Genomic DNA, 26,086 nt, shown 5'->3' with positions numbered 1-26,086 from the left:
GATCCAGTTTTATTCCTTTTGCATGAACCAGTTTCCTGCCCCACTTGGCCAGGGTTCCGGTGTCAATGGGGCCGGACGCCGCATTTGCGACCTTCTGCGCTCTCAGATCGCCGACGGGACGCTCCCTGCGGGCGCGCGGGTGCCGTCCACACGTGCATTGGCGGCCGATCTAGGGGTGTCGCGCACCACCGTCACCGCCGCCTACGAGCAGCTTGCGGCCGAGGGCTTCCTTGTCACTTCCATCGGGCGCGTTGCCCGGGTCGCCAGTCGGCTGGGGGCGCCTGCGCCGTCTGACTCGGACACGAAACGGCGCGCCAGAGCCGCGCCATCCCTCTCGAGTTTCGGCCGCCGCGTTGCGGGGATCGAAATGCCAGGACTTGCTCCTGCAGAACCGTGCCGCATCGACTTCCTGTATGGCGCGGTAGCTTCCCGTGACTTTCCGGCGCTGGTCTGGCGACGCGAGTACCGGGCCGAACTGCTGCGCCATCAACGCAGTCTGTACTACGTGGCACCCGAAGGTGACGCGTCGCTGCGCCGCGCCCTCCAGGGCTACCTGAGGCGCGCGCGGGGTCTCGCCTGCGACGCCGAACAGATCCTTGTGGTGCACGGCTCCCAGCAAGCCATCGACCTGTGCGCGCGGCTGCTGCTGGATCCCGGCGATGCCTTCGTCTTCGAGGAGCCTGGGTACCTGATGGCGCGCCGCTGTTTCGAGGCCACCGGCGCCAAGCTCTTGGCGATCCCGGTGGACGCGCAGGGCCTGGACACTGCCAGATTGCCTCGGGACGGTCGCACCCGTCTGGCGTACGTGACGCCTTCGCACCAGTTCCCGTTGGGGGGCGTGCTGCCCATCGGCCGGCGCCTGGAACTGCTTCAATGGGCGCGAAGACACCGCGCCTGGGTCGTCGAGGACGACTACGACGGGGAGTTTCGCTATGGCCAGCGCCCGATCGATGCGCTGCAGTCGATCGACACCGACGGCCGCGTGATCTACATAGGCACCTTCTCCAAGGTGCTGTCGCCGCAACTTCGACTCGGCTACCTGGTGCTTCCTCCCGAACTGGTGCCGGTGTTCCGGCAGGCCAAGCGGCTGGCCGACCGCCATGCGCCCGTTCTGGAACAGCGTGTGCTGGCATCCCTGATCGATAGCGGCGCCTACGAGCGTCACGTGCGGCGCACGCGTCGCGAGCACGAACGCCGCCGTGCGGCGCTGCTTGATGCCATTGCGCGCCACCTGCCTGGCGACGCTGGAGTCACCGGTACGGCAGCCGGGCTGCATGTGGTGCTCTGGCTGCCTTTCCTGCGGCCGCAGGACGAGCCCTCGCTGGTGGCTGCTGTCCGCGGCCAGGGTGTGGGCGTCTACCCGGTGTCGCCGCTGTTTGCCAAGCCGCAATCACCCGTGCAACCTCGGCCAGCTGGACTGATTCTGGGATATGCCAGTCTGACGGTCGATGAGATCGAGCAGGGGATGCGTACCTTGGCAGCGGTGATTGCCGCGCGAGGTTAGGAGGCGATCACCGGTAAAAAGTAGTCTTGACTCGCCGGGCCTGGCAGCGCCAGGGCCTGGGCCTGAGCCTGGACGCTGTCGCCGTGTTTCGGATCGCAAAGAAGGCGTGCCAGCATCTTTCTGATGCGGTCGCTACCGGTCGGCAGCATGTCCTTTGAGCCAGTGCAGGGCCTGGACAACCCGCGTCGCCGGCCTGCCCGCCCAATAGATGCGACTTGGCATTGTCGGCTTGAACTCGATGGTGAGCTTGTCGAGGTGGATGGCGCCGGAGCTACTCAGCCGTCCGTCGGGCGCACCCGACCGGCTGCGGCAGCACCCAGCGGAAGGGCCAGCGCGGCCATCAACACCAAGCCCAGCAATTGGCCGCCAGGCGTCTCCATCGACCGGGCCGGCGAGATGAAGCGTGGCTGGGCGGCGAAGTCCTGCGCACCGAAGCGATCGTCGTTGAACAGGTAGGGGTAGTAGAAGGCGCGCAACCGCGCGTGGAAATCGGCGATGCGATCCTGATAGGCCAGCTGCGCCTGCAGGTCGGTGTCGGCCTGTCGGTGCAGCGCGGACTGCACGCCGACGCCCGGCAGCAGCCAGCCCAGTCGCGCAGTCCAGCGCTGGCGCGCGAGCAGGCCGCGACGGTAAGCCGCGACCTGCGATGCCACGCTCTCGTCGCCGAGTTGCTGGAAGGCGTAGTACCACTTCCAGTGGAAGCCCGAAGGCAGTGGCGCGGTGTGCTGCCATTCGGGGTGCGTGCGGAAGAATTTATCCATCGTGGCCGCCGGCGGCAGATCCCACGCGCCGTGCACGGTCTGGCGCTGTGCGAGCATCAGCTCCACGCCCTGTTGCACCGGCACGGCGCGCGCAAGCACGGCGTTGGCGATGGTGGGCGCGACGAGGGTCAGCACAGCCCAGCAGCCCATGAGTGCCGTTGCGTTGGCGGCAGAGCTTCCACTGCGCGTCGCCACGATCAGCGCCAAGCCGCTCCAGACCGCCAGGTAGGCCGCCGTGACCAGCAGTGCGGCGGCCAGGGCTGCCATCGTGGTACCACTGGCCAGTGCACCGGCCAGCACTGGCAGCACGAGGCCGCCGAAGACCAGCGCCGTGCGCAGGCCCGCGCGGCGCAACCACAGGCGCCGGCCGCCGCCGGGCATGGCCCGCAGCGTGCCCAGCCGGCCGGCCCGGCGTTCGCCCGAAACCAGGTCGTACAACAGTGCGATCAGGAACAGCGGCGCCAGGTACACCAGCACGAAAGCGAAGTCGAAGCGTCCGGCCAGCGCCAGTTCGGGGTTGAAACTCTCGCCCTCGTGCAACTGAGCCTGCAGCGCCAGTGCGCGCACGCGCAGCACATAGGGTGCGGCATCGCGCAGGCCGAGCGCGAGGAAGGCTGTGGGAGACGGTGCATCCCAGGTGCTGTGGAAGGTGTAGTACGCGGCCGAGCCGGGATCGCCGCCGCGGGTGTAGTTGCGCGCCTGCGCAGCCAGATCCTGCTGCTGCAGCCCGGCCAGACGCGCAATCGTCTGCCGCTGGCGCGCAACCTCGCGCGTGCCCGAAAGCACGGCCAGGGTCGACAGCACCAGCAGCAATGCCAGCGCAGTCAGAGCCAGCCTTGAGCGCGCCAGGAGGCGCCATTCGTGGGCGAGCCAGCTCATCGCGTGATCCTCCCCAGCCGGCGCGTGGCCGGCACCAACAGGCCCGCGAGCGCGGTCAGCCAGAGCAGCAGCACGCCCGCGGCAGGTGCCGCACGGCGCAGCGCGTCGATCGGCTGTGCGGCTTCGTAGCGAAAGTCGGCAACGCCGTGCCAGTGTGCGTGGCTGATGCGACTGTCGCGGCTGGAACGGTCGCCCGCGAAGCTGAGCTTTTCGGCCTGCAGCCGGTTGAGCGCCTGCACCAGGCGATAGCGATGGCGCTCGGCCTGCTCCACGAAGCGGCGGTAGTTGTGCAGGTCGGTGCCTGCCGCTGCCATGGACAGGCGGCGCAGCGCGATCACCGGGCTCAGCAATGCAAAGCCGTCGACGCGGCGCAACTGTGCATCCTGGCGCTCGAAGCTGGTGTCGGCGTAGCGCTCGAAGAGCGCGCTGGTCAGCCGCTCGCCCTCCATGCCCAGCAGGCCCTTGTAGTTGACGGGAAGGTCTTCCACCTTCGGGACCCCGTACTGTGCGAGCACCGTCTTCCTGAAGTCGGCGAAGTAGGGGTCGTCGGGGTTGTGGCTGTCGCCCAGCGCGGCCAGGTCGCGCGCCACCGCGATGTCGGTCTCGAAGCGCGTGGGCAGCACCAGGGCCGAAGCCATGAGTTCCGGCGCCAGGCGCGGCACGAGCACGACACTGACCGCCCAGACCGCCAGCAATGCCAGCAGCGCGCCGCGCCCGTGCGCGAACCATGCCGACAGACTGACGATGCCGACGACCCAGATCAGCAGCCACAGCCCGTAGCCCGCCGCCAGCGCGACGGCCAGGCTGGCTGGGGCTGATGTCGCCGCGCCGATCCAGGTCAGCGCCAGCAGCGCCGGCAGCAGCACCAGCGCGGCCACGCCGCTCAAGGCCAGCAACTTGCCCGCCACGATCTGGCGCGGTCGAACGCCTTGGGCGAGCAGCACGCGCAGCGTGCCGGATTCGCGCTCCCGCGCCAAGGCCGCATGGCCCACGAAGACGAGCAGCAGCGGAGCCAGCACCTGAAGCACGAAGGCCGGCGTGAGCTGGCCGAAGCGCAGCAGCAGCGAAGACTGGCGCACGTCGCCGAAATTGGCGCTGTTCTGCCGATGTCCTTCGAGGAAGAGCGTATGGCCCGTGTAGGCGTCGACCCCGGAATCGAAGGCGGCCAGCGGGTTCAGCGGCCGGAACACGAAGTGCCCGTAGTGCACCATGCGGTGCGGGTGTCGATCGGGCTGGGTCTCGAACTCGTGATCCACCTGCGTCTGGTGACGCGCGCGCTCGGCATCCGTGGTGCGGCGCTGATCCCAGGCCGTGAAGGTGGCCACGGCCGTCAACAGCAGCAGCAACGCCAGGCCCAGCACCGCCACGCGGTCGCGCCGCAGCAGGCGCCACTCCTCGCGCGCGATGCGCCACGCGACGCTCATCGCCTCACCTCCTGGCCGGCGTAGCGCCGGTGCAGCGCACGCACGTCGAAGCGCTCCGCGCCCGAAGCTGCGACTTCTTCGATCAACCGCCCGCCGTCGATGAAACCGATGCGGTCGGCCACGTCGGCGGCACTGAGCAGGTCGTGCGTGACCATGAGGATGGCCACCCCCTGTGCGCGCAGCAGCCCAAGAAGGCGGTTGAACTCGGCTGTGGCCTGCGGATCCAGGCCGGAGGTGGGCTCGTCGAGCAACAACGCGGGCACCTTGCGCGCGAGCGCGAGCGCGATCGAGACCTTCTGGCGCATGCCTTTGGAAAACCCCGACACGCGCCGGTGGTGCGCCGCGGCGTCCAGGCCGGCGGACGCCAGAGCCGCGTCGATGACCTGCGCGCTGGCGGGCTGCCCCGCAAGGTGGAGCAGGTAGGCAACGTTCTCGCGCGCGCTCAGGTGCTCATAGAGCGCCACGTTCTCGGGGATGTACGCCAGCTGGCGCCGCGCGGCCGTCGGGTCGGCCACGGGGTCGGCGCCGTTGACGCGCACGTGACCACTCCGTGGCTGCACGAAGCCCAGGAACAGGCTCAGCGCGGTGGTCTTGCCAGCGCCGTTGGCACCCAGCAGCGCGCAGATTTCACCGGCTTCGACCGTGAGATCCAGCCCGTGCAGGATGGTGCGCGCACCATAGCCGGCGACCACCCCGCAGGCTTCGAGGGCAGGAGGGGGTAGGGCCGCGGCGCGCGGCGGTGGAAGGTTGGTCAGAGGCATGCGTGGCATTTGTTCGCGTTCAGAACCGGGCCTGCAGGCCGACGGTGAGGGTGCGCGCCGTTCCCGGCGTCACCCACAGGCGGCTGTAGGAACTGGTGTAGTAGGTCTTGTCGAACAGGTTGTCGACATCCAGTGTCAGCCGCAGCGCAGGGTTCAGGCGCCAATAGGCGACAAGCTTGGCCGTGGTGTAGCCCGGCAGCTCGAAGGCGGGCGTGCCTGCGTTGGCTTCGGCCTGGGTGCGGGCCTGGCCCAGGCGCTTGCCCACGTGCGTGACGCCGCCGCCGAGGCCGTAGCGCTGGCCGTTGGCGAAAGCATCCTCGTAGACCGCAAGCACGCTGCCGTTGACCTTGGGCACGTTGAGCAGGCGGCCGCCGACCTCCAGACTGTTGTCCTTCGTGATCTTTACGTCGTTGAACACCAGGCTCGCATTGATGCGCCAGTTCTTCGTGACCTGGCCTGCGAAGTCGAGTTCGAGGCCGCGGCTGCGGATTTCGCCCGCGGAGACCGAATAGCCGGTGTTGACCGGGTCGGACGTCAGTACGTTGCGCTTGCGGATGTCGAACAGCGCGGCGGTGGCTCCGATGCGCTGGTCCGCGCTCTCCCATTTGGTGCCGAGCTCCAGCGCGCGGCCGTTCTCCGGCTCGAAGGCGCTGGCCGCGAAGTCGGAGCCGACGTTGGGCCGAAAGGAGCGGCCCGCGTTCGCGTAGAAAGTCCACTGCGGCGTCGGCAGCCAGCTCAGGCCGACACGTGGCGAGGTGGACGACGGATCCTGGTTGGCCTGGCTGTTCGTTCGGCGGTTCAGCAGCGACTGGCGATAGCTGTCCACGCGCACGCCGGCGACCAGGCGCCATTCGGGGGCGAGCTTGATCGCATCCTGGAAATAGAACGCAGTGCCGCGCTGGTTCTCCAGCGTGTCGGTATTGGCCGTCGGCGTGGGCTGAGCCTGGCCGTAGACCGGGTTGTAGATGTTGATGGCGTACGGCCGCGCGGTCGTCGGATTGGCGCGCAGCATGAGCGAGTCCATGCTGAAGCGGAAGCTCTCCATGCCGAACAGCAATTCGTGCTCGATGGCACCAGTTTTCACGTTGCCTTGCAGTTCGGCCTGCACGGCGGTATCGCTGGAGTCGAAATCGCGGAAACGCCGCTGGCGGGTGAGCGTTGCGTTGTCGGCGCGCAGGGCCGTCGCCTCGGTCGAGAACCCCTTCACCGAGGTCTCGCGATAGGACAGGCCCACCCGGCTGCGCCAGGTCGAACTCCATTCGTGCGACAGGATGAACTGGTGGCCTTGGTTCTCGACGGTCACGTCGCCGTCGGCGGGCTCGCCCAGGAAACGGCTGCGCGGGATCGCGCCCAGCTGGTTGTTGACCGCGACCACGCCGCGGTCCAGCGGGGTCTTGTGGCGCAGCACCTCACCCGCGTACTCCAGCACCGTGTCGTGCCCCAGCTTCCAGGTGAAAGCCGGCGCGATCACGTGGCGGCTGGCGCCCACATGGTCGCGGAAGCTGTCGCGGTCTTCCACTGCGACGTTCAGACGGTAGGCCAAGTGCTCGCCGATCGGGCCGGTGCTGTCGAAGGCAACCCGCTTCAAACCGTAGCTGCCGCCGTAGCCCTCGACCGAGTGTGCGGCCTTCCAGAGCGGTCGCTTGGACACGATATTGAGCGTACCTCCCGGCTCGCTGCTGCCGTAGAGCGCGGCGGCGGTGCCCTTCAGGAACTCGATGCGCTCGACACCCGCGAGGTCGAGCGGGGCATTGAAGCCGCGATTGGACGAGAAGCCATTGAGCAGTGTCGCCATGCCGGTGTTCTCATTGCCGGGCAGGCCACGGATGGCGATGTTGTCCCAAAGGCCACCGAAACTGTTCTGGCGCGAGACGCCGCCGACGTAGTCCAGCACGTCGTCCAGCTTGGTGGCGCCCAGGTCGTCGATGGCCTGGCGCGTGACGATGCGCACCGACTGCGGCAGCTCGCGCAGCGGCAGGGCGGTCTTGGCGCCGGCGGCTTCTTCCGCATGGTAGGCGCCGGACTCGGTGCGACCGACGACCTCGATCGTGGACAGCTGGGCCTCGGCCGGAGCTTCAGCGGTTTGAGCTATGGCAGGCCCGGCGAACAGGGGCGCCATGGCCAGGGCAAGCGGAAGCAGGCGGAACCCGGCAACCCGGTTCCCTGCGAAGTAGATGGGGATCATGAACGGCACTCGACAAGACGGCCTGACCGCGCTGCGAAGGCGCGGCAAGGCACGAAAACTGGTACGCCACCGGGCGTCTGCGAAGTACCGGGCGGCAGGAGGAAGGTATCGGCAGCCCGCCTCAGCGGCGGGTGTCAGGTCGGTGCAGGGGGATCGCGCGAAGCGAAGGGCCAACGGCCCGGATCTGGAAAGAACGCGGCCGCTGGCTGCAGCCCGAGGGGCGCAGCTGGCGCGGCCAACGCGGCAAGGAGAGCCGGCGCGGTTGCCGGCATGCCGACCTGCTGCGCGCAGGCCACGCACCACGCACACAGCCCTTGGACTTCATCGCCATGCCCGGGGGACGCGGTGTCCTCGTCTGCCTCCAGCAAGCGCCATTCCTGCGCGATGTCCGGCCCGACCTGCCGCAGATGCTCCGCATCGTGCAGGGGCATGCCGATGGCCGTGTTGACAAACACGGCGAGCAGCAGGAGTCGGAGCAGGATGCGGTGCATTGGGAGAGGCGAAGGGCTGGCATCATACTATCGAGAATAGATTCTCAAGAAAGACCTGTGCCTTGAACGACCCTTCGTCGGAGGTGGCAGCAGACAGAGGCCGGCGATGCCGGCGTCGAGGTCGGGAGGGCGCGACGAGGTGATCGCGCCCACATGGGCATCAGGCAGAGGCCGAGGGCCTTTGAGGCTCCCATCGGAACCTTAGACCATGGTGGACTGGTGGCATTTGAACGACAGTCAGCTTTCACCCGTCGATCCGCACACCGCCATAACCTGGGGTTGGCGCCGACGACCGGCGATGCGGCCGCCCTGCCTGCGCTCGACCGCGCAGCGTCGGCTATTCAGCCGGAAGGCAGATCGCATGCCACTGCAAGACGCGGTGGTCGCAGTAGTGCGACGAAATTCGCTGTACGAGGGTGACGTTCTGCGCTGCGTACAGGTCCCGGTCGATCCAGACCACCGCTTCGAACAGATCGTCGTTGTCGCCATCGAGGTCGTACCTGTCCAGCAACAGCGTTGTGAGCTCACGGCTTGCATCCGCATCACCGAGCAGAGAAGATTGTCTCAACGCTTCAAGCAGGGGCATGGCCGCCGCAGAGCGCTTCGGCGTCGAGTTGAGAGGTGAGTGCGGCAGAGTTGCAACCTTCGCCTGTGGAGCCATGCCGTACCCGAATGCAGCACCGATTCCCAAGGCAAGCAGGAGTGCGGTAACCACAGTTGCATGCGTGGCTGGTAGCCAGTTCGTGAAACGAAACGCCACTTCAGAGCACCGGCGGCAGCGCGCGGCGCGTCTCCTGCGCGCGTTCCCAGGCAACGCTGCGGCGCTCCAAGTCGGCCGGATCTGCGGCTTCGCCGAGGAAGCGGTCGCGGGCCTGTTCGGGGTCGGAGCCAGCCACCCACTGGGTCGCGTGGATCACCGCCTTGCGCAGTTCTGTCATCAGCGTGGAGGCTTCTGGCACGCGGGGTGTGGTCTCGTGGCCGGCGTCGAGGAATTCCAAGCTGGCGACGGAAGGGATGGTCTTGGCGGTGATCATGAAAGTTTCCTTGGGTTGAACAACGGACGAAAAAAGAGCAGAGGAATCTCTAGAGTCGCCGACGCGAGACCGGGCCTAGCCAACCCGATCAGGGGACCGGCGAACAGCAACGCCGGACCGTGGCGGCCAGCGAAAGCAAGTAGGGACTTCACGTGGGCTCTCGTTCAACGGTCTGCGGTGGCTGCCCGTTGAAGGCATGGTCGCGGTGCCTGAGCTGCCCGGCGCGCCAACGTTCAATATTGACCGGCGGGCCCTGGCGTCGTTATGAGATTGCTCAAGCAGACCGCTGGCGACCGGGCCGCGTCTGCGGCAGGCCTTCGCCCCAATCAGGTACGCGCTAGATCAGGCCCGGGCCCGCGCATGGCAGCGCCGGACGCGGCCCAGTGGCAACCTTGAGGAGCGCCACCAGGTGCGTTGAGCGAAGCATCGTTGCGCCCGGCGAACACACCTTGAGGAGAGACGCGCTGTCAGGCCGCGTCCGTCACACGCCGCCATGCATCCAGACCGAGGCGCTCACGGAACGTCCTCGCACCGTCGGGCGAGATCACCAGCGTTCGACTCCCCGCTGCTCTGGTCAGCCATCCCTTCTCGAGGCAGTGGGTGCAGATCATTGCGCCGAGCCGGCCCGCGAGGTGCGCCTTACGCTCGCTCCAGTCCAGGCAGGGTCGGCAGTAAGGTCTGACGCGACGCGAATGGTGTGGCTCCGGCTCCAGCGTGAGCCCCCACTGCTGGAGCACTTGGGGCGCTCGGTCCGTGACCTGGCCTCCGTCGCCATCGAACTCGATCGCCCGCGCAACCAGCAGCGACTCGGCGATGGCCAGGCCGAGCCGCCCGGCGATGTGGTCGTAGCACATGCGGGCCATGCGCATCGCCTCGTCACGCGGGCCCACCACGACCGTGCGATGGACCGGTGGATTTCCTGCGATCCGCATGAGGCCCTCCAGGACCTTGGCGACCTCGCCGGATGCAAGCCGGTGGTATCGGTGCCGTCCTCGCTGCTCCACGCACATCAGGCCCGACGCCACCATCTGAGCCAGATGCCGGCTGCACGTCTGCGCAGACACGTTCCCGGCCCTGGCCAGTTCCGTGGCGGTGAGCATGCGCCCGTCCATCAACTGCAGCAGCATCGCTGCGCGCGTGGGTTCTCCCACCAGGGATGCGATTCGGGCAATGTGGTTGGTGTTCATGGTGTCACCTTGGGGTATCTAGCGTACGGCACGCGGCCGCCCAGACGCTTCGTTCCGCAGCGAAGTGTTCCGAGATGGCCGAGCCGCAGCATCGAGCGCACCGCGGCACACGCCGCCTCTACTGCTGCCCGCACCATGTCATTCCTGCCTTCGACGCCATCCTCCCACTTCCATGGCGACACCGTCGTACGCGCCGCGTTTGTTGTCGCGCTGTTCGGCTGGGGGGTAGGGTTCTACGGTCCTCCAGTCTTCCTGCATGCGGTCCTCGTTCGCACCGGATGGTCGCTGCCACTGGTCTCTGCCGCGGTCACCTTCCACTTTCTGTTCGGTGCCGGCGTTGTCGCCTTTCTTCCCCGGATTCACAGGCGTTTCGGAATTCCTGCGACCACCCTGGCCGGCGCCAGTCTGCTGGCCGCCGGCGTGCTGGGTTGGGCGGCCGCCGTCGAGCCGTGGCAGCTGTTCGTCGCCGCCATGTTCACCGGAGGGGGCTGGGTTCCGCTGGGTGCGGCCGGCATCAACGCGATCATTGCGCCCTGGTTCGCCAACAGGCGGCCCCTTGCGCTGGCAAAGGCATACAACGGCGCCAGTGTCGGAGGCATGGTTTTCTCGCCGCTCTGGGCGGTGCTGATCGACCGCGTCGGCTTCCCTGCAGCCGCCATGATGGTGGGACTGGCCATGGTTGCCGTGGTGATGTCCATCGCGACACGTGAAGTCGCCAGGAGGCCTTTCAATGAAGCTCAGGTTGTGGACGGCCTGGTTCGGGCCATCGACCCGGCCGCCGCAGTTCGTGCAGGAGCGGCTACCGCCATTCACCCGATGCGCTGGAGAGATCGCAGATTCCTGACACTCGCGGCCGCGATGTCGCTGGGTCTGTTCGCCCAGATCGGACTCATCGCTCAACTCTTCTCCTTGATGGCGCCCAGCACGGGCGTGCGACTGGCTGGCGGGATCATGGCGCTGGCGACGGGCTGTGGCATGGCAGGCCGTTTGATCATGGCGCGGCTGCTGGGTGAGCGTAACGACCGGCGCCGCGCGGCAGCCGCCAGCTACGCCGTGCAGGCACTCGGCACGCTCATCATGTGGACTGCCGGGCCCGAGCATTTGGCACTCTTCACGCTGGGTGTCGTGTTCTTCGGGCTCGGCATCGGCAATGCCACGTCGTTGCCGCCGCTGATTGCGCAAGCGGAGTTCACACCCACCGATGTGCCACGCGTGGTGGCGCGGAGTGTGGCTCTGTCACAGGCGCTTTATGCATTTGCACCCGCCCTGCTGACTGGGTTGATCGTCGGCGGTTCTGGCGAAGGGCCGTCGTTGGGCAGCACCACCGGCCCCTATTTCGCTGCGATCTTCTCGCTTCAGTCCCTGGCTGCGGCATGCCTGTTGAGGGGGCGGCGCCAAACGGCCTTGTCATCTATCTAACAACGAAACGAAGGGGTAGCGAGGTAGGCGTCCGGCCACAGGTAACTGCGCTACTTTTCGTAGCGCACGACGCCGTCCCACCGGGACAGCTGCGCCGGGTCTTCCAACTGTCTGCACTGTGCTTGCAACCAGCGCACGCGGGGATCGTCTGCCCACGCGGGCGCGCCAATCGCCGCTTGGAGCTCTTGCAGGTCGGCTACCTGGCGCACCCCTTCCAGCATGCACAAAAGGGCTTCCCAGCGCGCTGCATGGACGGCCGACGACAGGCTTCGGGCGGGATGGAGCACCTCGTAGACATTGACGAGGGTTTCCATGCCTGCCAGGGCCACGCAGGCTGCCCGAACAAATGGCGTGCGTGTCACGTCCAGAAGCCTGGCCACCTCTTCGGTGACGAGCAGCGGCGCGTCGAGTCGGCCGGGTTTGGTGAGCGCCTCCACACGCGCTGCGCAGTTAACCGAAGTGCCCAGCAACCCGTACTTGAAATGTCGGCTCGATGTCATCGAACCGGCCAACACCTGCCCCTTGGCAATGGCGATGCCACAAACCGGGCCGGAAGGCGATGACAAGGACTGCAAAGGGATTGTCTTCAACTGCTCAAGAATCCGCAGCGCGCAGTCAACCGCCAGTTGGGCTTGGCCGGGTTGCTCGAACGGCACCCCCCAAGCGGCGAAACACCCATCGCCCTGGTAGTCGATCACCGTTCCCTCGTGAGCAAAGACTTCCCGCGAGACGATGTCCATCGTGCTTCGGAGTTCTTTCTGCCATCGAAGCAAGTCTGTCGCCGCGGCCTCGGTGGAAAGGCAGAAACCCCGAAGATCGAAGATCAGACTGGTGGCCTCCATGATGCGAGGGTCGCCTTCGGCGCTCGAGCGTCCGCCGGGGCGCATCAGCATATCAACGACTTTGGGCGAAAAGTACTGGGTCAAATGGGCCTGCCTTTGGCCCACCAGATGCTGGCGCGTGAGCGTGCTGACCAGGCTGAGGTAGCCGGCAGCGATGTCGGTCTTGTTGTTCGGCAAATTTCGCTCGCCGATGACATAGATCACGATGGGCTCACCGGCGGTGCTGCGCTCGATCAGGCAGGCCCCGACCGTGCGCGTCGTGTCGTGCACAGTGGCTTCGATTTCGGTGGAGGTGGCGTGGTTGAAAAAAGCGACCGAACCGTCAAGGTGGAGCGCGCCGCCGATGACTCTGCGGCTGAGCACCGGGGCGCGTTCTCCGTTCAGTGAGTACGTCGCGAGCATGCGCGACAACTCCATGTTCTCGGGATGCGCTTGCACGACATAGGCCGAACTGACGACGGGTGACAGCACCTGGACCAGAAAGGCGCAAGCCTTCTGCAGCACCTCGGCTTCAGTGTGCGCCTCACCGAACAAACGAGGCAGTTCCAGCGCCGACTTCAAGATCAATTGCGGGTCCAGCGTTGCGAAGTCGACCGTCGTCAGCCTGAGCTCGGTGGCCAGCGTCTGCTCGATCTGGCCCCCGAGCTCAAGCACCCGCAGGCGCAGGGGTCCGACCCGCAACTCGTCGTGCATGCGCAGCGCACAGCGCTGTCCATGCCCAAGCTTCATGCCGTTCACCAGGGTTCCGACCTTGCTGTGATCCTCCACCACCCAGCCTTGCCCGGTAGGTACGAGCTGGGCATGCAGCCGAGACACGCTGCCCTGGTCGGCGTCGATCTGGATTTGGCAGCCGGACGCGCGTCCGATCGTCACAGGTTCAGCGGTGCGGAACTCCAGGCGCTTGACGGCACCTGCGGCAGTGGCGTCCAGGATCAGGTGCACGGCACGCTCGCAAAGGATGGCGACGGAGGCGAATCCGTCGCAAAACCTCGTGACTGGTCACCGACTGTCTTGATGTTCATTGATAATGATTTAGCACTCAATAGTGATTGCAAAGGCGTCATGTCACAAAAGGAAATTGAGCCATCCCGACTCGACGACACCTTGGAGGGTCGCGGCGGGTCGTTTCTGGACATGCTTGAGCAAGCCTCGCCGGTCGCCGGGGCGCAGACGTTGGGCTCGGGCTTTCGACCGCTGCCCGGAACCAGTGTGCTTGACGGCAGATTCAGCATCCTGCGCCAAATCGGCGAGGGCGGCATGGGGGTGGTGTTTGAAGCCTATGACGACCTCAGGCGCAGCGTCGTCGCGATCAAGACCCTGAGTTGGCTCGATTCGGGCAGCGTGTACCGGCTGAAGAACGAGTTCCGCTCGCTGGCCGACATGAACCACCCGAACCTGTGCCGTCTGCACGAGTTGTTCAGCGACGAGGGCTGGTTCTTCAGCATGGAGTTCGTCGACGGCGAGCGTTTCAACGAGTGGGTGCGTCCTGACGGGCGGCTCGATGAGCAGCGGTTGCGCGCCGCCCTGAAACAGTTGCTGCAGGGCGTGGGGGCGATCCATAGCGCCGGCATGCTACACCGGGACCTGAAATCGTCAAACGTCCTCGTTCAAAAGGACGGGCGCGTCGTAATTCTGGACTTCGGGTTGGTCGTGGACTGGCATGCCAGCGCAGCCAGGCGCCCGGGGGTCGACGTCGGGTTCAGCGGCACGCCCGGCTACATGGCACCCGAGCAAACCGTGAGCGCGGCGAACGTGGCTCCGACGACCGCCAGCGACCTGTACGCGATCGGCTCGATGTTGTTCATTGCCCTGACCGGCAGGCTGCCGTTCGAAGGGCCGCTCAGCGACGTGCTCGAGCTCAAACGGCACCAGGCCGCACCCCGCGTGCACAGCCTGTGTGCGGACGCGCCGCACGACCTTGCCAATCTGTGCGATGCGCTGCTGCAGCGCGACCCCGCAGCGCGGCCCGATGCGGCCCAGTTGCAGGCAGCCCTTGAGCGGGCGGACGCGCCAGACGCGCAAGGCCAGGTGGCCCCCGTGGTCCCTGGGGTCCTATCGGGCCCTGCACACGCCGCACTGACGGGCATGGCGCTCCGGGCTGACATCCTGCTCGGACGCGAGAGCGAAATGGCCGCACTGCACGCCGCCCATGCGTCCATGCTGGCCGGCCGTCCGGTCGTGATGTTTGTCAGCGGCGAATCGGGCATGGGCAAGAGTGCGCTGTTGCACGCGTTTCTCGACCAGGTGCGAGCCAATGGACACTCGGTCGCGCTCGAGGGACGCTGCTACGACCGTGAAAGCGTGCCTTTCAAGGCCTTCGACCCCGTGATGGACGAGCTCAGCAGCCACCTGCAAGGGCTGACGGGCGAAGAAGCCGGCGATCTGATGCCGCGCGAGATGTACGCCCTGGCCCGCCTCTTCCCCGTGCTCGAGCGTGTCGACGCCGTGGCCCGGGCGCCGAGGAAGGTCATTCCCGATCTCCAGGAATTGCGGCTGCGCGCGTTCGCTGCGTTGAGTGAATTGCTCGGACGGATGCGCGACCGGCGGCCGTTGGTCATCTTCGTGGACGACCTGCAATGGACCGACAGCGATTCGATCGTCGTCTTCGAGTACCTGTTAAGCCAGCCGGAGCCGACCCCGTTCCTGTGGGTGGCGACGCACCGCAGCGAAGGCGCCGAGGACAACGCGCTGTTGCAGCAAATCCTGGATATCGCGGCCAAAAGTCCGCGGGTGGAGTGCCGTTCTCTGCACGTGGGCCCGTTGCCGCCGGCAGTTTCGGTGCTGTTGGCGCAGCGCCTGCTCGGTTCGGCCAGCGCCGCGGACTCCGCGTCGATCGCGGCCGAGGGCCGAGGCAGCCCCTTCTTCGTCGGTGAACTGGTTCGCCAGGCGCTCTCGGCCCGGCTGACGGGGGCGGCCCCGACCGCGCTCACGCTGGGCCAGACCGTGGACAGGCACGTCAGCCTGCTGCCTGCGAAAGCGCGCGATGTGCTGAACGTGCTGGCAGTGGCAGGGCGCCCGATGGCAGCGCAGTTGGCCGTGGATGCCGCCGATGCGACGCATGAAGCCCTCGACGCCTTGTTGTTCGAGCGGCTCGTGCGCACCGCAAGGGTCAGTGCGCACAGTCGCGTGCTGGAGTGCTATCACGACAAGATTCGCGAGTCCGTGGCCGACGCTTTGTCCCCCGACGCCCTGCGCCGCATACACGCCCGCCTGGCCGAAGCGCTGTCCGTGCAGGAGGACTCGAAGCCGGAGCACCTGGCATTGCACTTTCATGGCGCCGGGGACAGCCAGCGTGCCAGCGAATACTACGAGAAGGCGGGCGATGTCTTTGCAGCTGCGCTGGCGTTCGAGTTCGCTTCCCGCCAGTATCGACAGTGCCTGGACCTCATCGGCGCCGACCCTGCGCGCTTCCGGCATGTGCAAGTCAAACTCGCCGCGATGCTGGCATCGATGGGCAACAGCCGCGAGGCCGCAGAGGTTTATCGCGCGGCGAGCATCGGTGCTCCGCCGCAGGAAGCGCTCGAACACAAGCGCGCAGCGGCGCATTTGCTCAGCACCAGTGGCTTTACCGACGAGGCGCGAGTTCTGTTGGGCGAGGTGCTTTCCGCCATCGGCTTGTCCATGCCGCGGTCACCACGGGCAGCAATCGTCGCGGCGCTGGCTTCGCGCTTTCTGCTGATGTGCAGAGGGCTGAAGATCGACCCAACCGCGGCACCCGAACCAGGCGATCAAGCCCGGCTGGGCGCGATGTGGTCGGTGGTCCAAGGCTCGGTCGGCAACAATGCATTCGTGATGGTCGACATGGCGGCCCGCTATGCGCGACTGGCCCTGAACAAGGGCTCACGTGCGCATGCTGCGCGGGCCCTGACCATGGAGGCCTACATGGTCAGCCTCGATGGCCCGGGCACGCGCGCAAAGACGGACCCGATCATGCTGCAAGCCGAGCGGTTGGCCAGCGAGGTGTCGCAGAACGAATTGACGGGTTGGGTGCGCCAAATTCGCGGCTGTGTGCTGGCTCATGAAGGTCGGTTTGCCGAAGCCCAGCCGGTACTGCAAGACGCCCTGGAGTGGCTGGGCTCTCAATGCACGGAGGTGCCATTCGAGTTGGCCGGCACCCAACTCTACTGCGTGAATGCGGCGAATCATCTTGGTGACTATGCCCAGACCTCGACCACGGCGCCTGGCATTGTCGAGAACGCCTTGCGACGGGGCGACCAGTATCTGGCTTGCGGCGTGGTCGGTTTTGCGGCGCCTGCCTTGCTGGCGCACCGTGGTCTCGCCGACGCGGGCACGCGGATCGGCCAGGCCAAGGCCAGCTATCAAGTTCAAAGCATCTATCAATGGGCGGACTACCTGATCCTCTTGGCCGACCTGAACCTGGCGCTTTACGAGGGGCAGCCGGCGCGAGGCGTCTTGCTGGCCGCGCAACAGTGGTCGGCGCTTGAAAAATCGCAGCTCTTGCGCATGAAGACTGCGTTCGGCTTGATGAGTTATTACCGAGCCGCTTGCGCCCTGGCTGCCGCGCGGCAACGGTCGACGGACGTCACCGAAGGTCTGGCCATTGCCAGAACGACCGCCCGGCAGCTGAACAATACCCGCCTGCCCCACCTGCCCGGTTGGGCCGCGGTGCTTGAAGCTGGCCTCGCGTGCGAAAAGCGGCAACCGGCTCGGGCGGCAGAGTTGCTGCAGGCTGCGACAACTACCTTCGACGCCACGGGATTAAAGCTGTATAGCGCCGCCGCGCGGCGCAGGCAGGGGCAGTTGATGGCCGGCGAGGCAGGCCGTGCGCTGGTGATCGCTGCAGAGGCCGTCATGCACAGCCAAGGCGTGATCGACGTCGAAGCGACGACCGAGATGCTGGCACCGGGATGCCAGCCCGGAGCCCGCTGAGCACCCTCGGGCCGCGCCAGCGACGCGCGGCCGCCGCTAGATGCTGATGCTGTTGGGTACCCTGGACGGTAACTGGAAAAGATAGGGAATGGGCCGTTCGAGGTTGCGCTGGTAGATCGTGATCTCGGCCTGCGCCAACGCAGCCTGAAAAGCCTCGAGGGCTTTCTGGGCCGGGCGGTGCGCGAAGTGCGGATATTGCGGGTTGCTGGCGTAGTGCCCGAGCGCGTCGAACTGGATGCTGCTGAGCAGGTACACGAACGACAGGGTGTACAGCGCGACGTCCAGCGGCGGGAGCCAATCCAGATATTGCGCTTCTGTGTCGATCCGGTCGTCGCGCGTCGGCGCGGCCTTGTAGATCGCCGCGGCCACGCTGGGCGCAAAGCCCGCGAAGGGATACTGACCGTAGTTGACCGACGCATGCAGAGGGCCTGCGGTGTAGATCATCTGCGAGACGACTTCAACCAGTTGGGGCCGGGTGTTCAGCGCCGTCGGAAACCCCGGGAGATTGCCGTACTGGGCGGAGCCAAGCTCGTCCACCCACGCCTTTAGTTCCGGGTCGGTGCTGACGGCGTGGTCGTCGGGGTAATAGATCGCCACGTAGTCTGTGACGAAATCCTTGATGGCCCGCCACAGCAGCAGCGTGTCGTCGCGAAACGGGTAGGCCGCCAGCTCGTGTACGCCGCGCAGGGAAAAGATCTCGTCGGGGCTGTTCTCGCCCCAGCGCCAGGCCATGCGCGCTTCGTTCACCATCTGCAGCGTCCAAGCGATGTTGGCGCCGACGTTGGCGGCCACCACGCCACCGGGGACGATGAGGTTGTGTGCGGCCCCATCGTTGATGCTGATGGTGAACCGCAGATGCGGTTCAAGCAGACAGAACAGCGGGTGTTCCTTTGCCAATTGGCGGTGCGTGGCCACCGCGACGGCCTCCATGATCAAGTGGCAGTCCCCGAGATGGGCGACCGATTCGTGTTGAATCGCACAGGCCACGTTGACGAAGTACTTGGCGATCTTCCACTTCAGTTGATGGGAATCGTTCGCACCAAAGGCATCGTTTGGGCTGAAGATGGCAGAGTCCGGGGTCTGCCCCAACTGGATCGCAATGGGCTGCAACACGCCGGCTTGGCCTTTCCCGTAGGCCGGCGGATAGCCCTCGGGCGGTGCCTCGTTCCAATAGAACAGTGCGATGGGCGACGGCAGGTAGCGCTTCTTGCCGTGCAGCTCGCTCTCCTTGGGTTCCAGCTTCCCGTCGCCGATCAGCGCGGCATAGTCGCAGGCGTAGATCTTGCCTTCGTTGATCATCTTGGCCAGCGAGAAGGTGGTGGTGCCGCCTCGGCTCAAGACTGTCACCTTATCATCGATCGCCATTTTCGCGTTCAGCTCGCTCCAGAGCAGGGCCTTGCTGCCCGTCACCTTTTCATGATCGACGCGGCGCAAATTGGTCGTGTTGAAGCCGGCCAGTTGCAGATAACCGAAAAACCAATCCTGCTCGCATCGCTTGTCTTTCCCCCGCATCCAATCCTTTTCCTCGATCGCCATCATCTGGGGCTTGGGCAGCGTGTCGATCAATTTTTCGTAGTCCGACTCTTCCTTGGCCTCGAGGAAGGACGACCGCACCAGGTCGAACAAGGTCGACTTCAGAATTGCCGTAGGTCCTTGTTGAACCGCCTCGGCAGCGGCAGCAAACATGCCGTTGACCAGCTTTTCAACATCCTGCTCGAGTTGGCGCAAATCGGTACTGAGTTGCCAGAAATGGGCGTTTTGGATGCTGTCTATGTCCTTCTCGATCTCCTGCGTCAGGAACCAGCGCGCATTCACGGCGAAGTTCTCGGCGATCTCCGCGCTGGTCTGCGCGACCAGCGCGCTGTAGGCGGCGCTGAACTCCTCGCCAGGCGGCACGCCCGCGCACATCGGCACCGCATCGAGATTCGGGTAGCTTCGAACGTAGTTGTAGGCCGTGCGGGCGAGCGACAGCTGCAACGCGCGCGCCTTCGATTGCGGCGTGTCGGATTTATCCGGCAAGGTGGGAATGGATACGTTCATCGCTGGCATGAGTGGTTCTCCGGGTCCGCAAGACGGTTTGACAGGCGCAGTGCGCAAGCGTAACGGCTCCGTGGACATTCGCGTGGTTTTAAAAGACAGTGCCGGCCCGCCCTCACCTGCGCGGTCTCTGGCGCGTTGCCCGCAGGGCCCGAGAGTTCGGAGCGTTCGACCAAAGAGAGCGACCGACGGGCCGTGCCGTGCCGTTACAGTCTCGGCGTCAGGTGCAAGCTAGGAGCAGGCATGTTTGAAGGGTCGAGGGCAGAGAATTCCGGCGACTTCCTGGCCGAGTTGGCGCGGCTGGGCGACACGCGTACCTGGGAGCCTGGTGCCTTGGTCGTGACCGAGGGCGACATTGCCGACTGCATGTACCTCATCCACGAAGGCGAGCTGCGCGCGTTCGTGGCCGGGGACGGCGGGCGAGTGGTGGAGCTCAATACGCTACACGCGGGTGAGCTCTTCGGCGAGCTGATGCTCAGTGGCGAACTGCGCTCCGCCACGGTGCAGGTCACCACGCGAGCGCGGCTGACGCGCGTGACACGGGCCAAGGCTGAGAGTGTGCTGGCGCAGCGGCCCGAGCTTGCGTTTCAGTTGATCCAGCGCCTGGTGCAGCGCGTGCGCACCCTTACGCGCACGGTGGGCCGCCTGGCTTCGGTGGACGTCTACGGCCGGCTCGTGGGGCTCTTCGACGCCTTGGCGGTCGACGACAAAGGCCTGCGCGTGGTGCCCGGGCCGTTGAGCCAGCAGCGCATCGCAGAGCGCGTAGGCGCTTCGAAGGCGATGGTCAACCGGCTGCTGACCGACCTGGCCAAGGGTGGCTATATCGAAGTCTCGCGCGAGCGCATCGTTCTGCTCAGAAAGTTGCCGTCGAAGTGGTGAGTCAATCGAAGAAAAGCCAAGAGGGCTGGTCGCAACAATGTCCAGGCAGCACCTCTGCCGATCGAAGGCAATCAGGCTTGATCTTGTCGAATTCGGCCAGCCGCGTCGTACCGCAGCACGACCGCGTGCTTGCATTGCCGTTCGACGAGGTGCTGAGCAGGCGGCTCACCCGGCCACTGCGATCGTAGGATCACCTGGCGGACTTCCGCAAGTGGCGTTTCCCAGTGATCTACCTGTAGGGCCGGCCAGTACTCCTTGGCTGGACATCCAGGATCTGTGGGGGCCGTCAGACCGGCATCGGCACGCGCAGGCTCACCTGCGTGCCCTCTGCACCGCTGTCCACGTGCAGCGACGCGCCCAGCGCGTGTGCCCGCTTGTGCATGCTCGCCAGGCCCTTGCCGGGCGCGTGGCGGTGCAGGTCGAAGCCGCGGCCGTCGTCGGCGATCTCCAGCAGCAGCGCTTGCGCGTCGGCCGTCAGGCGCACCCGGATGGTCTGCGCGCCGGCATGCTTGACCGCATTCGCCAGCGCTTCCTGCAGCACACGCAGCACCGGCAGCGCGGTGGTGCCAGGCAGGCTCAGCGCATCGGGCAGGCCTTGCATGTCCCAGCGCACGCGCAGGCCGGCGGCGCGCAGGCGCGGCTCCATGCGAAAGCGCAGGTTGCCGGCGGTCAGCGCCAGGTCGACGTCGGCTCCGGTCAAGGTGTCGATGGCCAGCCGCAGGTCGTCGATGCAGGCGCGCAGCAGTTCGGCCGTCTGCGCCGGCGAGATCAAGCCGCGCTCGGCCTGCGCCAGCGACGACACCAGCTGCGAGCCCAGCCCGTCGTGCATGTCCTGCATGATGCGTTGGCGCTCTTCCAGCGTCGCGAGTCCGCGCTCGCGCGCATGCAGCCGCGCCAGTTCCGCCTCGCGTTCGGCCAACTGACGGTCGACCTCGGCGCGCTGCTGGCTGGCCAGGCGCAGCGAGGCGACGAAGTCCTGCACCAGAATGCCCGAGGCGGTGATCAGCCACAGCGGGGCCAGCAACTGCAGCCCCAGGTGCACGGTGCCGACCGGATCACGCACGATGTAGACCAGGGCTTCGCGCACCGTCAGCGCCAGGCCGACCAGCACGAAGCCGAGCAGCGCGATCGCCCGCGCGCCCGGCTGCTGCCGCGCCTGCCGCAGCAGCGCCCACAGCGGCACGATGCCCAGCAGCGCGGCACCCCCCGCCCACAACGCCTCGGCGCGCGGCAGGTGGGTGGCGCCGGTGAGTGCGAAGCCGCCGATCAGCAGCGCCGGACCGAGCGCCATCCAGCCCAGGCACAACCGTTCGAAGCGCGGCGACGGCCGGCCCGAGAGCCGCGCCAGGCTGACCCACATGCCCATCGCGAACACGCCGATGCCGACGATGCCGATGGCACGCCGCCAGAGGAACCAGGAGGCCGGCAACGGCGACCACAGCAGCATCGTGTTGAAGACCACCCAGCCGAGCGCGCTCAGGCTCAGCTGCAGGTAGTCGGGGCGCAGCTGGCGGTTTCTAAGCTGCCACCAGATGGCCCCCGCGATCAGCCCGACGATCAGCGCGAAGATGGTCGACGCCGGCACCAGCGTGTGCTCCCAGAACAGCTTGCGCTCGAGCAGCGGCTCGATCAGCGTGCGCGCGCCGATGTACGGCCGCGGCACCAGCACCAGCGTTTCGCGCGAGCCCCACTCGACGCTCAGCAAGTTGCCGCGTTCGCGCAGCGCGCTGGGCGGCAGGTTGAAGGCAAACGGCCGCAGGTAGCGCACGACGCGGGTCTCGGTGGAGGTGGCGAGGTCGACCACCTCGGCACCGTTGAGCGTGATGCGCCCGCCATCGGGCCAGCTGTCCAGCGCCAGCATCGCGCGTGTCGACAGCAGCGCCGCCGGTGCGTCGAAGCGCATCTCCATGCGGTAGCTCTCGAACACGCGCTGCGGCCGGTACACGCGGTAGGGCAGGGCGATGCGCTGCGGCGGCTGGCCGGCGGTGTGCAGCTCGGCTTCGCGCAGTTCGATCAACCCGGTCGGCGCATGCAGCGGCTGCGTGGCCAACGCAGCCGGGGCGAGCCACGCCCACGTCGCCAAGCACAGTCCAGCCAACGACCACCGCACGTGCAGCCTCTTCAGAGAATGCCGCGCTGCCGCGCTGCCGCGCTTCGTGCACGGCCTTGGCGCGCGAGTTGACCTGCAGCTTGATATACACCCTGCGTAGGAAGGTGGTGACGGTGTGCCAGCTGATTTGCAGCTCCTCGGCCACCTCGTCGTAGGTCATGCCCTTCTCGATCAGCTTCAGCACCTCGCGTTCGCGCTCGCTCAAGGGGTCGTCGACGACGCTCGCTGCGGCCGGTGGAGGCTCCACGTCGCGGCCGACGAAGCGGCGCAGCAGATGCCGGGCCACCGACGGGCTGATCGGCGAGCCGCCCTCATGCAGCTCGACGATGCAGCGCGCGATGTGGTCGGCCGGCGTGTCCTTCAGCAGGTAGCCTACCGCGCCGGCCTCGAAGCTGCTGACGACGTGCGTGTCGTCGCCGAACACCGTCACCACCATCACGCTGGCCTGCGGCTGCTGGGCGCAGATCCAGCGGATCACCTCGCGGCCGTCGCGGTCGGGCAGGCCCAGGTCGACCAGGTAGACCTGCGCCGGCCGCACCGCGGCGAGTGCGATCGCGCGGGCCGCGGTGTCGGCGCTGAAGGCCAGGCTGAGGCGTTCGTTCGAGCGCACCGCCAGCTCGAAGCGCGCGCGCACCTCGTGCTCGTCCTCGATCACCGCGACGGTGATCGGCATGCCAGGCTGGCGGGATGCGAGCAAGGGGTCGGCGGCCATGCGGCGAGCGTAGCCCCGCGGCGCGGCCCGCGGCACGCGCGAGCGGACTATTTGTGCATGTCCACCGTCGCGCTGTCGCAAGGATTTGCGACAGCCGAGGCGAAACGCTTCTGCCGCCGGTGCGCTTGTCGCACGCAATGGGGCTTCCGCGCGTGGGCAGCAGGTCGCACGATGAGCGCACCGCAACCGATGTCCCGTTCCTGTCATCCAAGGAGACCGTCATGACGATCACAAGGCACTCCACGCGAGGGCAACGAACGGCATTCACGCTGATGTTGACCGACGTCGGCCTGTGCGAGTGCAGCGGCGGCGGCGGTGGCGAGACCGACGCCGCCGGGTTGGCCGTGATCGCAACTTCGTCCCGCGCAACGGCAGTGTGCATCGTGCGGGTGGTGCCTGCGGATGCCGACTTCAGCGTGATCGAGGCCGCCCTGTGTGATTGACGGAATCCAGCAAGGAGGCATTTCGATGGAGCTCGCACATCAGTGGCTCGCATTGGCATTCACTGCCGCGAATGCCATCCGCGCGCTGTTCCACCTGCCGCAGATCGTCGCGGTCGCGCGAAGCACCGACGGTGCGCGCGACATCGCGTTGTGCACGTGGTGGATGTGGGCAGCCAACAACTTGCTCGGCGCGCTGTACACCGGCGTCGCATTGGGCGACGTGGCGATGGCGCTGTCGTTTGTCGCATCCGTCGTCGGCTGTGGAGTCACGATCGGGTTGACGCTCTGGAAGCGGCGTGCGCATGGCCGCGGGTTCGATCCAGTGAACGCGCCACCAGGTGGCGCTCGAAGCGCTGGACCGAGAGGTGGGCAAGTTTCTTCTGGCCCCATGCGCTGAGCGCCTGAAGCGTCACGGTTCTGTGAGCGCTCCTTCAATCCTGAAAGCCATCGGCCACCGCTTCAACGAGATCGAGACCGAACTCGAGGCGTTGACCGAGCTGCGCGACAAGCCTGCGGGCACCGTGCGGATCACCTGCGGCGACAACGTGCTGCACTCCCACCACCCGATGGCTACGACGAGCGGGTGCGGCGTCGATCTGCGCGCCTTCATCGCGAATTCATGGCCACGCCGCAGGCAGCGCTCACGGCGCCTTGGTGATCTGCCAAGAGAACACCTGCATGCCGGTGCGAGCCGAGGGCGCTGCCGGCTGCACACCGCGCGTGGCGTACTCCGCGAACCCGGCGTCGCGGAACAACTGCTCGCCCGGCGCCGTCGCGGCGCGCCGGACCACTTCGCTTTTCAGGGACGGCTGCGCGAGGTAAGAAAAATCAGCGCGCTCCTGTTGCTTCTCGGCCTCTATCGCGATCACCGCCAGCCGTTCCAGACCCAGCGTGTCGTCCGTGCCAAGTTCCTGGCCGAGCGAGGCATTGACGTCGCGCCCCTGAATGCCGCCGCAGAACAGCAGCGCGCGAAGTCGGCCACCGTTATCTTCGTCGCCCTTGACCGGAAGCTGGCCGGCTTCGTGGCCATCGCAGACCCCATCAAGCAGACCACGCCGGCTGCCCTGAAGGGCCTGCGCGATGCCGGTATCCGCATCGTCATGCTGACTGGCGATGGCAGGACGACTGCCGAAACAGTGGGCAAGGAGCTGGGCATCGACGAGGTGGTGGCAGAGATCTTTCCTGAGGACAAGGCCACCATCGTTCAGCGGCTGCGCAGCGAAGGGCGAGTCGTGGCCATGGCCGGTGACGGCGTAAACGATGCCCCTGCCCTTTCGAGTGCCGACGTAGGCATCGCTATGGGAACCGGCACCGATGTGGCTATGGAGAGCGCTGGCATCACTCTCCTGAAAGGAGACCTCATGGGCATCGTCCGCGCGCGCAAGCTCTCGCAAGCGACCATGAAGAACATCCGGCAAAACCTGTTCTTGAGCTTTGCCTACAACGTGGCCGGCATCCCGCTCGCGGCGGGCGTGCTCTACCCGTTCTTCGGGCTGTTGCTTTCGCCCGTGGTTGCGGCGGCCGCGATGGCGCTGTCCTCGGTGAGCGTCATTGCCAACGCACTGAGACTGCGCACGGTGAAGGTGGACTGAACTGAGGCTGGCGCGGCGTTTCGCCGACGCTGTTGGGCGTTGGTGTGCTTGTCCGGTTTTTCAGCGCTGGTCGCTGCGAAGGCCCGACAAGTAGCCGCTTGATGTATGTCAACGCAGTCGCGCCGGCCGCGGCGTAGTCTGCAACTGGGTGACTCGGCACATCAGTGCCAATCCTTGAGGAAATTCCATGAAACTGATTCAACATTTGCTCCCCCTGGCCCTGGCCGGCGTATTGGCCGGCTGCGCCGCCGGCCCTCAGAAGCGAGACGCCCATGCTCACTCGGGCATGGGCACCATGGACATGCAGGCTATGTGCGAGGAGCACAAGAAGATGATAAGCGGCAAGCCCTCCGCAGAGCAGCAAGCGATGATGCGGGAGCACATGAAGTCCATGACACCGGAGATGCGCCAGCGAATGCAGACGATGCACGAGCAATGCAAATAGGCGGCGCTAGTTGAAGATTGGCCTGGTCATGCCGCTGCGCGAAGGCGCCAAAGGGCACGGCATGATCTCGAACAAGCGGCTGACGACCCAGGCGAGTTGTGTGCGTCATCACATTCGGGACGAGGAACTGGCGCAGAGCCAGCTACCTGCCAACGTGCAGACAAAAAAGAAACCGGCCAGCAAACCATTGCATTGGTGAGTGCAGGGGAGGGCGGTGCCCCATGGAGCTGAGCCGTGCGGCGCAGCGGAAGTCCCTGCTGGCGGCACGAAGCCGCCCAAGGAGCTGATCGTGATTGACCAGCTTTTGCGCGATCAAGGAGTGCACGCCATTTTCGGATGACTGCCACGGCCCTGCGCACGCTGAGGAGCATCGAACTGACCCTGCCTCGTTTCCACGTACACCAAGTCACGCAGCCAGGAGGCTGCGTTCCCTTTCGACAGGGGCAAGGTATCCGATGGCCGTGTGCATGCGCACGCGGTTGTAGAAGCCC

At 66.4% G+C, this 26,086-nt stretch carries 21 protein-coding genes and 1 pseudogene; 9 read left to right on the top strand and 13 right to left on the bottom strand.

The window, feature by feature from the left end:
- Positions 1-22 precede the first annotated feature (22 nt).
- On the top strand, positions 23-1,504 hold the full coding sequence (pdxR, locus tag ACSFA8_RS26190; protein ID WP_435482378.1) for a MocR-like pyridoxine biosynthesis transcription factor PdxR: 1,482 nt from the start codon (positions 23-25) through the stop codon (positions 1,502-1,504).
- On the opposite strand, the gene ACSFA8_RS26185 is transcribed toward pdxR, so the two are convergent.
- From ACSFA8_RS26185 to ACSFA8_RS26145, 9 genes are all read right to left on the bottom strand, one after another.
- Positions 1,501-1,653, bottom strand: a complete 153-nt coding sequence (locus ACSFA8_RS26185; protein ID WP_435482377.1) for a hypothetical protein — start codon at positions 1,651-1,653, stop codon at positions 1,501-1,503. The two genes, pdxR and ACSFA8_RS26185, sit on opposite strands and share 4 nt — an antisense overlap.
- A gap of 126 nt (positions 1,654-1,779) precedes the next feature.
- Positions 1,780-3,144 carry a DUF3526 domain-containing protein gene (locus tag ACSFA8_RS26180; protein ID WP_435482376.1) on the bottom strand — a complete coding sequence of 455 codons (1,365 nt, stop codon included), beginning with the start codon at positions 3,142-3,144 and terminating at the stop codon, positions 1,780-1,782.
- A complete protein-coding gene (locus ACSFA8_RS26175; protein WP_435482375.1) occupies positions 3,141-4,568 on the bottom strand; it encodes an ABC transporter permease in 1,428 nt (475 codons plus the stop codon). Before ACSFA8_RS26175 ends, ACSFA8_RS26180 begins: the two co-directional genes overlap by 4 nt.
- On the bottom strand, positions 4,565-5,329 hold the full coding sequence (locus ACSFA8_RS26170; protein WP_435482374.1) for an ABC transporter ATP-binding protein: 765 nt from the start codon (positions 5,327-5,329) through the stop codon (positions 4,565-4,567). Before ACSFA8_RS26170 ends, ACSFA8_RS26175 begins: the two co-directional genes overlap by 4 nt.
- A 19-nt stretch (positions 5,330-5,348) precedes the next feature.
- Complete coding sequence (locus ACSFA8_RS26165) at positions 5,349-7,514, bottom strand: TonB-dependent siderophore receptor (protein ID WP_435482373.1); 2,166 nt, start codon at positions 7,512-7,514, stop codon at positions 5,349-5,351.
- A 134-nt stretch (positions 7,515-7,648) separates the two neighbouring features.
- The gene (locus ACSFA8_RS26160) at positions 7,649-8,005 is read right to left on the bottom strand and encodes a hypothetical protein (protein ID WP_435482372.1); all 357 of its coding nucleotides are present in this window, start codon (positions 8,003-8,005) and stop codon (positions 7,649-7,651) included.
- Positions 8,006-8,342: 337 nt separating this feature from the next.
- Positions 8,343-8,765 carry a glycoside hydrolase family 18 protein gene (locus tag ACSFA8_RS26155; RefSeq protein WP_435482371.1) on the bottom strand — a complete coding sequence of 141 codons (423 nt, stop codon included), beginning with the start codon at positions 8,763-8,765 and terminating at the stop codon, positions 8,343-8,345.
- Between the two features lies 1 nt (position 8,766).
- Positions 8,767-9,039 carry a hypothetical protein gene (locus ACSFA8_RS26150; RefSeq protein ID WP_435482370.1) on the bottom strand — a complete coding sequence of 91 codons (273 nt, stop codon included), beginning with the start codon at positions 9,037-9,039 and terminating at the stop codon, positions 8,767-8,769.
- A 467-nt stretch (positions 9,040-9,506) separates the two neighbouring features.
- Complete coding sequence (locus ACSFA8_RS26145) at positions 9,507-10,226, bottom strand: ArsR/SmtB family transcription factor (protein WP_435482369.1); 720 nt, start codon at positions 10,224-10,226, stop codon at positions 9,507-9,509.
- A gap of 135 nt (positions 10,227-10,361) precedes the next feature.
- Between ACSFA8_RS26145 and ACSFA8_RS26140 the strand changes: the two genes are divergently transcribed.
- On the top strand, positions 10,362-11,645 hold the full coding sequence (locus tag ACSFA8_RS26140) for an MFS transporter (RefSeq protein WP_435482368.1): 1,284 nt from the start codon (positions 10,362-10,364) through the stop codon (positions 11,643-11,645).
- Between the two features lie 50 nt (positions 11,646-11,695).
- Here the strand turns inward: ACSFA8_RS26140 and ACSFA8_RS26135 are convergent, their stop codons facing one another.
- Positions 11,696-13,429, bottom strand: a complete 1,734-nt coding sequence (locus ACSFA8_RS26135; protein ID WP_435482367.1) for an FHA domain-containing protein — start codon at positions 13,427-13,429, stop codon at positions 11,696-11,698.
- Between the two features lie 120 nt (positions 13,430-13,549).
- On the opposite strand from ACSFA8_RS26135, the gene ACSFA8_RS26130 reads away from it, so the two are divergent.
- Positions 13,550-17,377 (top strand): serine/threonine-protein kinase, encoded by a 3,828-nt coding sequence (locus ACSFA8_RS26130; RefSeq protein ID WP_435482366.1) that lies wholly within the window; start codon positions 13,550-13,552, stop codon positions 17,375-17,377.
- Positions 17,378-17,413: 36 nt separating this feature from the next.
- On the opposite strand, the gene ACSFA8_RS26125 is transcribed toward ACSFA8_RS26130, so the two are convergent.
- Complete coding sequence (locus ACSFA8_RS26125) at positions 17,414-19,474, bottom strand: lipoxygenase family protein (RefSeq protein ID WP_435482365.1); 2,061 nt, start codon at positions 19,472-19,474, stop codon at positions 17,414-17,416.
- A 183-nt stretch (positions 19,475-19,657) separates the two neighbouring features.
- Between ACSFA8_RS26125 and ACSFA8_RS26120 the strand changes: the two genes are divergently transcribed.
- Complete coding sequence (locus ACSFA8_RS26120; protein ID WP_435482364.1) at positions 19,658-20,293, top strand: Crp/Fnr family transcriptional regulator; 636 nt, start codon at positions 19,658-19,660, stop codon at positions 20,291-20,293.
- A 286-nt stretch (positions 20,294-20,579) separates the two neighbouring features.
- Here ACSFA8_RS26120 and ACSFA8_RS26115 read toward each other — a convergent pair whose 3' ends face one another.
- Positions 20,580-22,376, bottom strand: a complete 1,797-nt coding sequence (locus tag ACSFA8_RS26115; protein ID WP_435482363.1) for a sensor histidine kinase — start codon at positions 22,374-22,376, stop codon at positions 20,580-20,582.
- 127 nt (positions 22,377-22,503) lie between these two features.
- Positions 22,504-23,076 (bottom strand): annotated as a pseudogene (locus ACSFA8_RS26110) (response regulator); the annotation flags it as partial.
- A gap of 260 nt (positions 23,077-23,336) precedes the next feature.
- On the opposite strand from ACSFA8_RS26110, the gene ACSFA8_RS26105 reads away from it, so the two are divergent.
- The 5 genes from ACSFA8_RS26105 (at position 23,337) to ACSFA8_RS26085 (ending at position 25,794) form a co-directional block, all read left to right on the top strand.
- Positions 23,337-23,558, top strand: coding sequence for a hypothetical protein (locus ACSFA8_RS26105; RefSeq protein WP_435482362.1), 222 nt, complete (start codon positions 23,337-23,339; stop codon positions 23,556-23,558).
- Between the two features lie 25 nt (positions 23,559-23,583).
- Positions 23,584-23,955 (top strand): hypothetical protein, encoded by a 372-nt coding sequence (locus tag ACSFA8_RS26100; protein ID WP_435482361.1) that lies wholly within the window; start codon positions 23,584-23,586, stop codon positions 23,953-23,955.
- Positions 23,956-24,124: 169 nt separating this feature from the next.
- Entirely contained in the window at positions 24,125-25,150 is a 1,026-nt protein-coding gene (locus ACSFA8_RS26095; RefSeq protein WP_435482400.1) for an HAD-IC family P-type ATPase, read from the top strand.
- A gap of 187 nt (positions 25,151-25,337) precedes the next feature.
- On the top strand, positions 25,338-25,595 hold the full coding sequence (locus ACSFA8_RS26090; RefSeq protein WP_435481179.1) for a hypothetical protein: 258 nt from the start codon (positions 25,338-25,340) through the stop codon (positions 25,593-25,595).
- Between the two features lie 10 nt (positions 25,596-25,605).
- Positions 25,606-25,794 (top strand): hypothetical protein, encoded by a 189-nt coding sequence (locus tag ACSFA8_RS26085; protein ID WP_435482360.1) that lies wholly within the window; start codon positions 25,606-25,608, stop codon positions 25,792-25,794.
- The last annotated feature ends 292 nt before the right edge of the window (positions 25,795-26,086 follow it).

The sequence above is a fragment of the Variovorax nitratireducens genome, from assembly GCF_051216545.1.
Classification (GTDB): Bacteria; Pseudomonadota; Gammaproteobacteria; order Burkholderiales; family Burkholderiaceae_C; genus Variovorax.
The sequence above is the reverse complement of the archived record's forward strand: the minus strand, read 5'-3'. Positions and strand labels throughout refer to the sequence as shown.

Coding starts and splice junctions, on each gene's coding strand:
- ACSFA8_RS26160 (WP_435482372.1), bottom strand. CDS start 8,005: ATGCACCGCATCCTGCTCCGACTCCTGCTGCTCGCCGTGTTTGTCAAC.
- ACSFA8_RS26130 (WP_435482366.1), top strand. CDS start 13,550: ATGTCACAAAAGGAAATTGAGCCATCCCGACTCGACGACACCTTGGAG.
- ACSFA8_RS26185 (WP_435482377.1), bottom strand. CDS start 1,653: ATGCTGCCGACCGGTAGCGACCGCATCAGAAAGATGCTGGCACGCCTT.
- ACSFA8_RS26165 (WP_435482373.1), bottom strand. CDS start 7,514: ATGATCCCCATCTACTTCGCAGGGAACCGGGTTGCCGGGTTCCGCCTG.
- ACSFA8_RS26150 (WP_435482370.1), bottom strand. CDS start 9,039: ATGATCACCGCCAAGACCATCCCTTCCGTCGCCAGCTTGGAATTCCTC.
- ACSFA8_RS26175 (WP_435482375.1), bottom strand. CDS start 4,568: ATGAGCGTCGCGTGGCGCATCGCGCGCGAGGAGTGGCGCCTGCTGCGG.
- ACSFA8_RS26095 (WP_435482400.1), top strand. CDS start 24,125: ATGGCTACGACGAGCGGGTGCGGCGTCGATCTGCGCGCCTTCATCGCG.
- ACSFA8_RS26090 (WP_435481179.1), top strand. CDS start 25,338: ATGAAACTGATTCAACATTTGCTCCCCCTGGCCCTGGCCGGCGTATTG.
- ACSFA8_RS26180 (WP_435482376.1), bottom strand. CDS start 3,144: ATGAGCTGGCTCGCCCACGAATGGCGCCTCCTGGCGCGCTCAAGGCTG.
- ACSFA8_RS26140 (WP_435482368.1), top strand. CDS start 10,362: ATGTCATTCCTGCCTTCGACGCCATCCTCCCACTTCCATGGCGACACC.
- pdxR (WP_435482378.1), top strand. CDS start 23: ATGAACCAGTTTCCTGCCCCACTTGGCCAGGGTTCCGGTGTCAATGGG.
- ACSFA8_RS26145 (WP_435482369.1), bottom strand. CDS start 10,226: ATGAACACCAACCACATTGCCCGAATCGCATCCCTGGTGGGAGAACCC.
- ACSFA8_RS26105 (WP_435482362.1), top strand. CDS start 23,337: ATGACGATCACAAGGCACTCCACGCGAGGGCAACGAACGGCATTCACG.
- ACSFA8_RS26120 (WP_435482364.1), top strand. CDS start 19,658: ATGTTTGAAGGGTCGAGGGCAGAGAATTCCGGCGACTTCCTGGCCGAG.
- ACSFA8_RS26170 (WP_435482374.1), bottom strand. CDS start 5,329: ATGCCTCTGACCAACCTTCCACCGCCGCGCGCCGCGGCCCTACCCCCT.
- ACSFA8_RS26100 (WP_435482361.1), top strand. CDS start 23,584: ATGGAGCTCGCACATCAGTGGCTCGCATTGGCATTCACTGCCGCGAAT.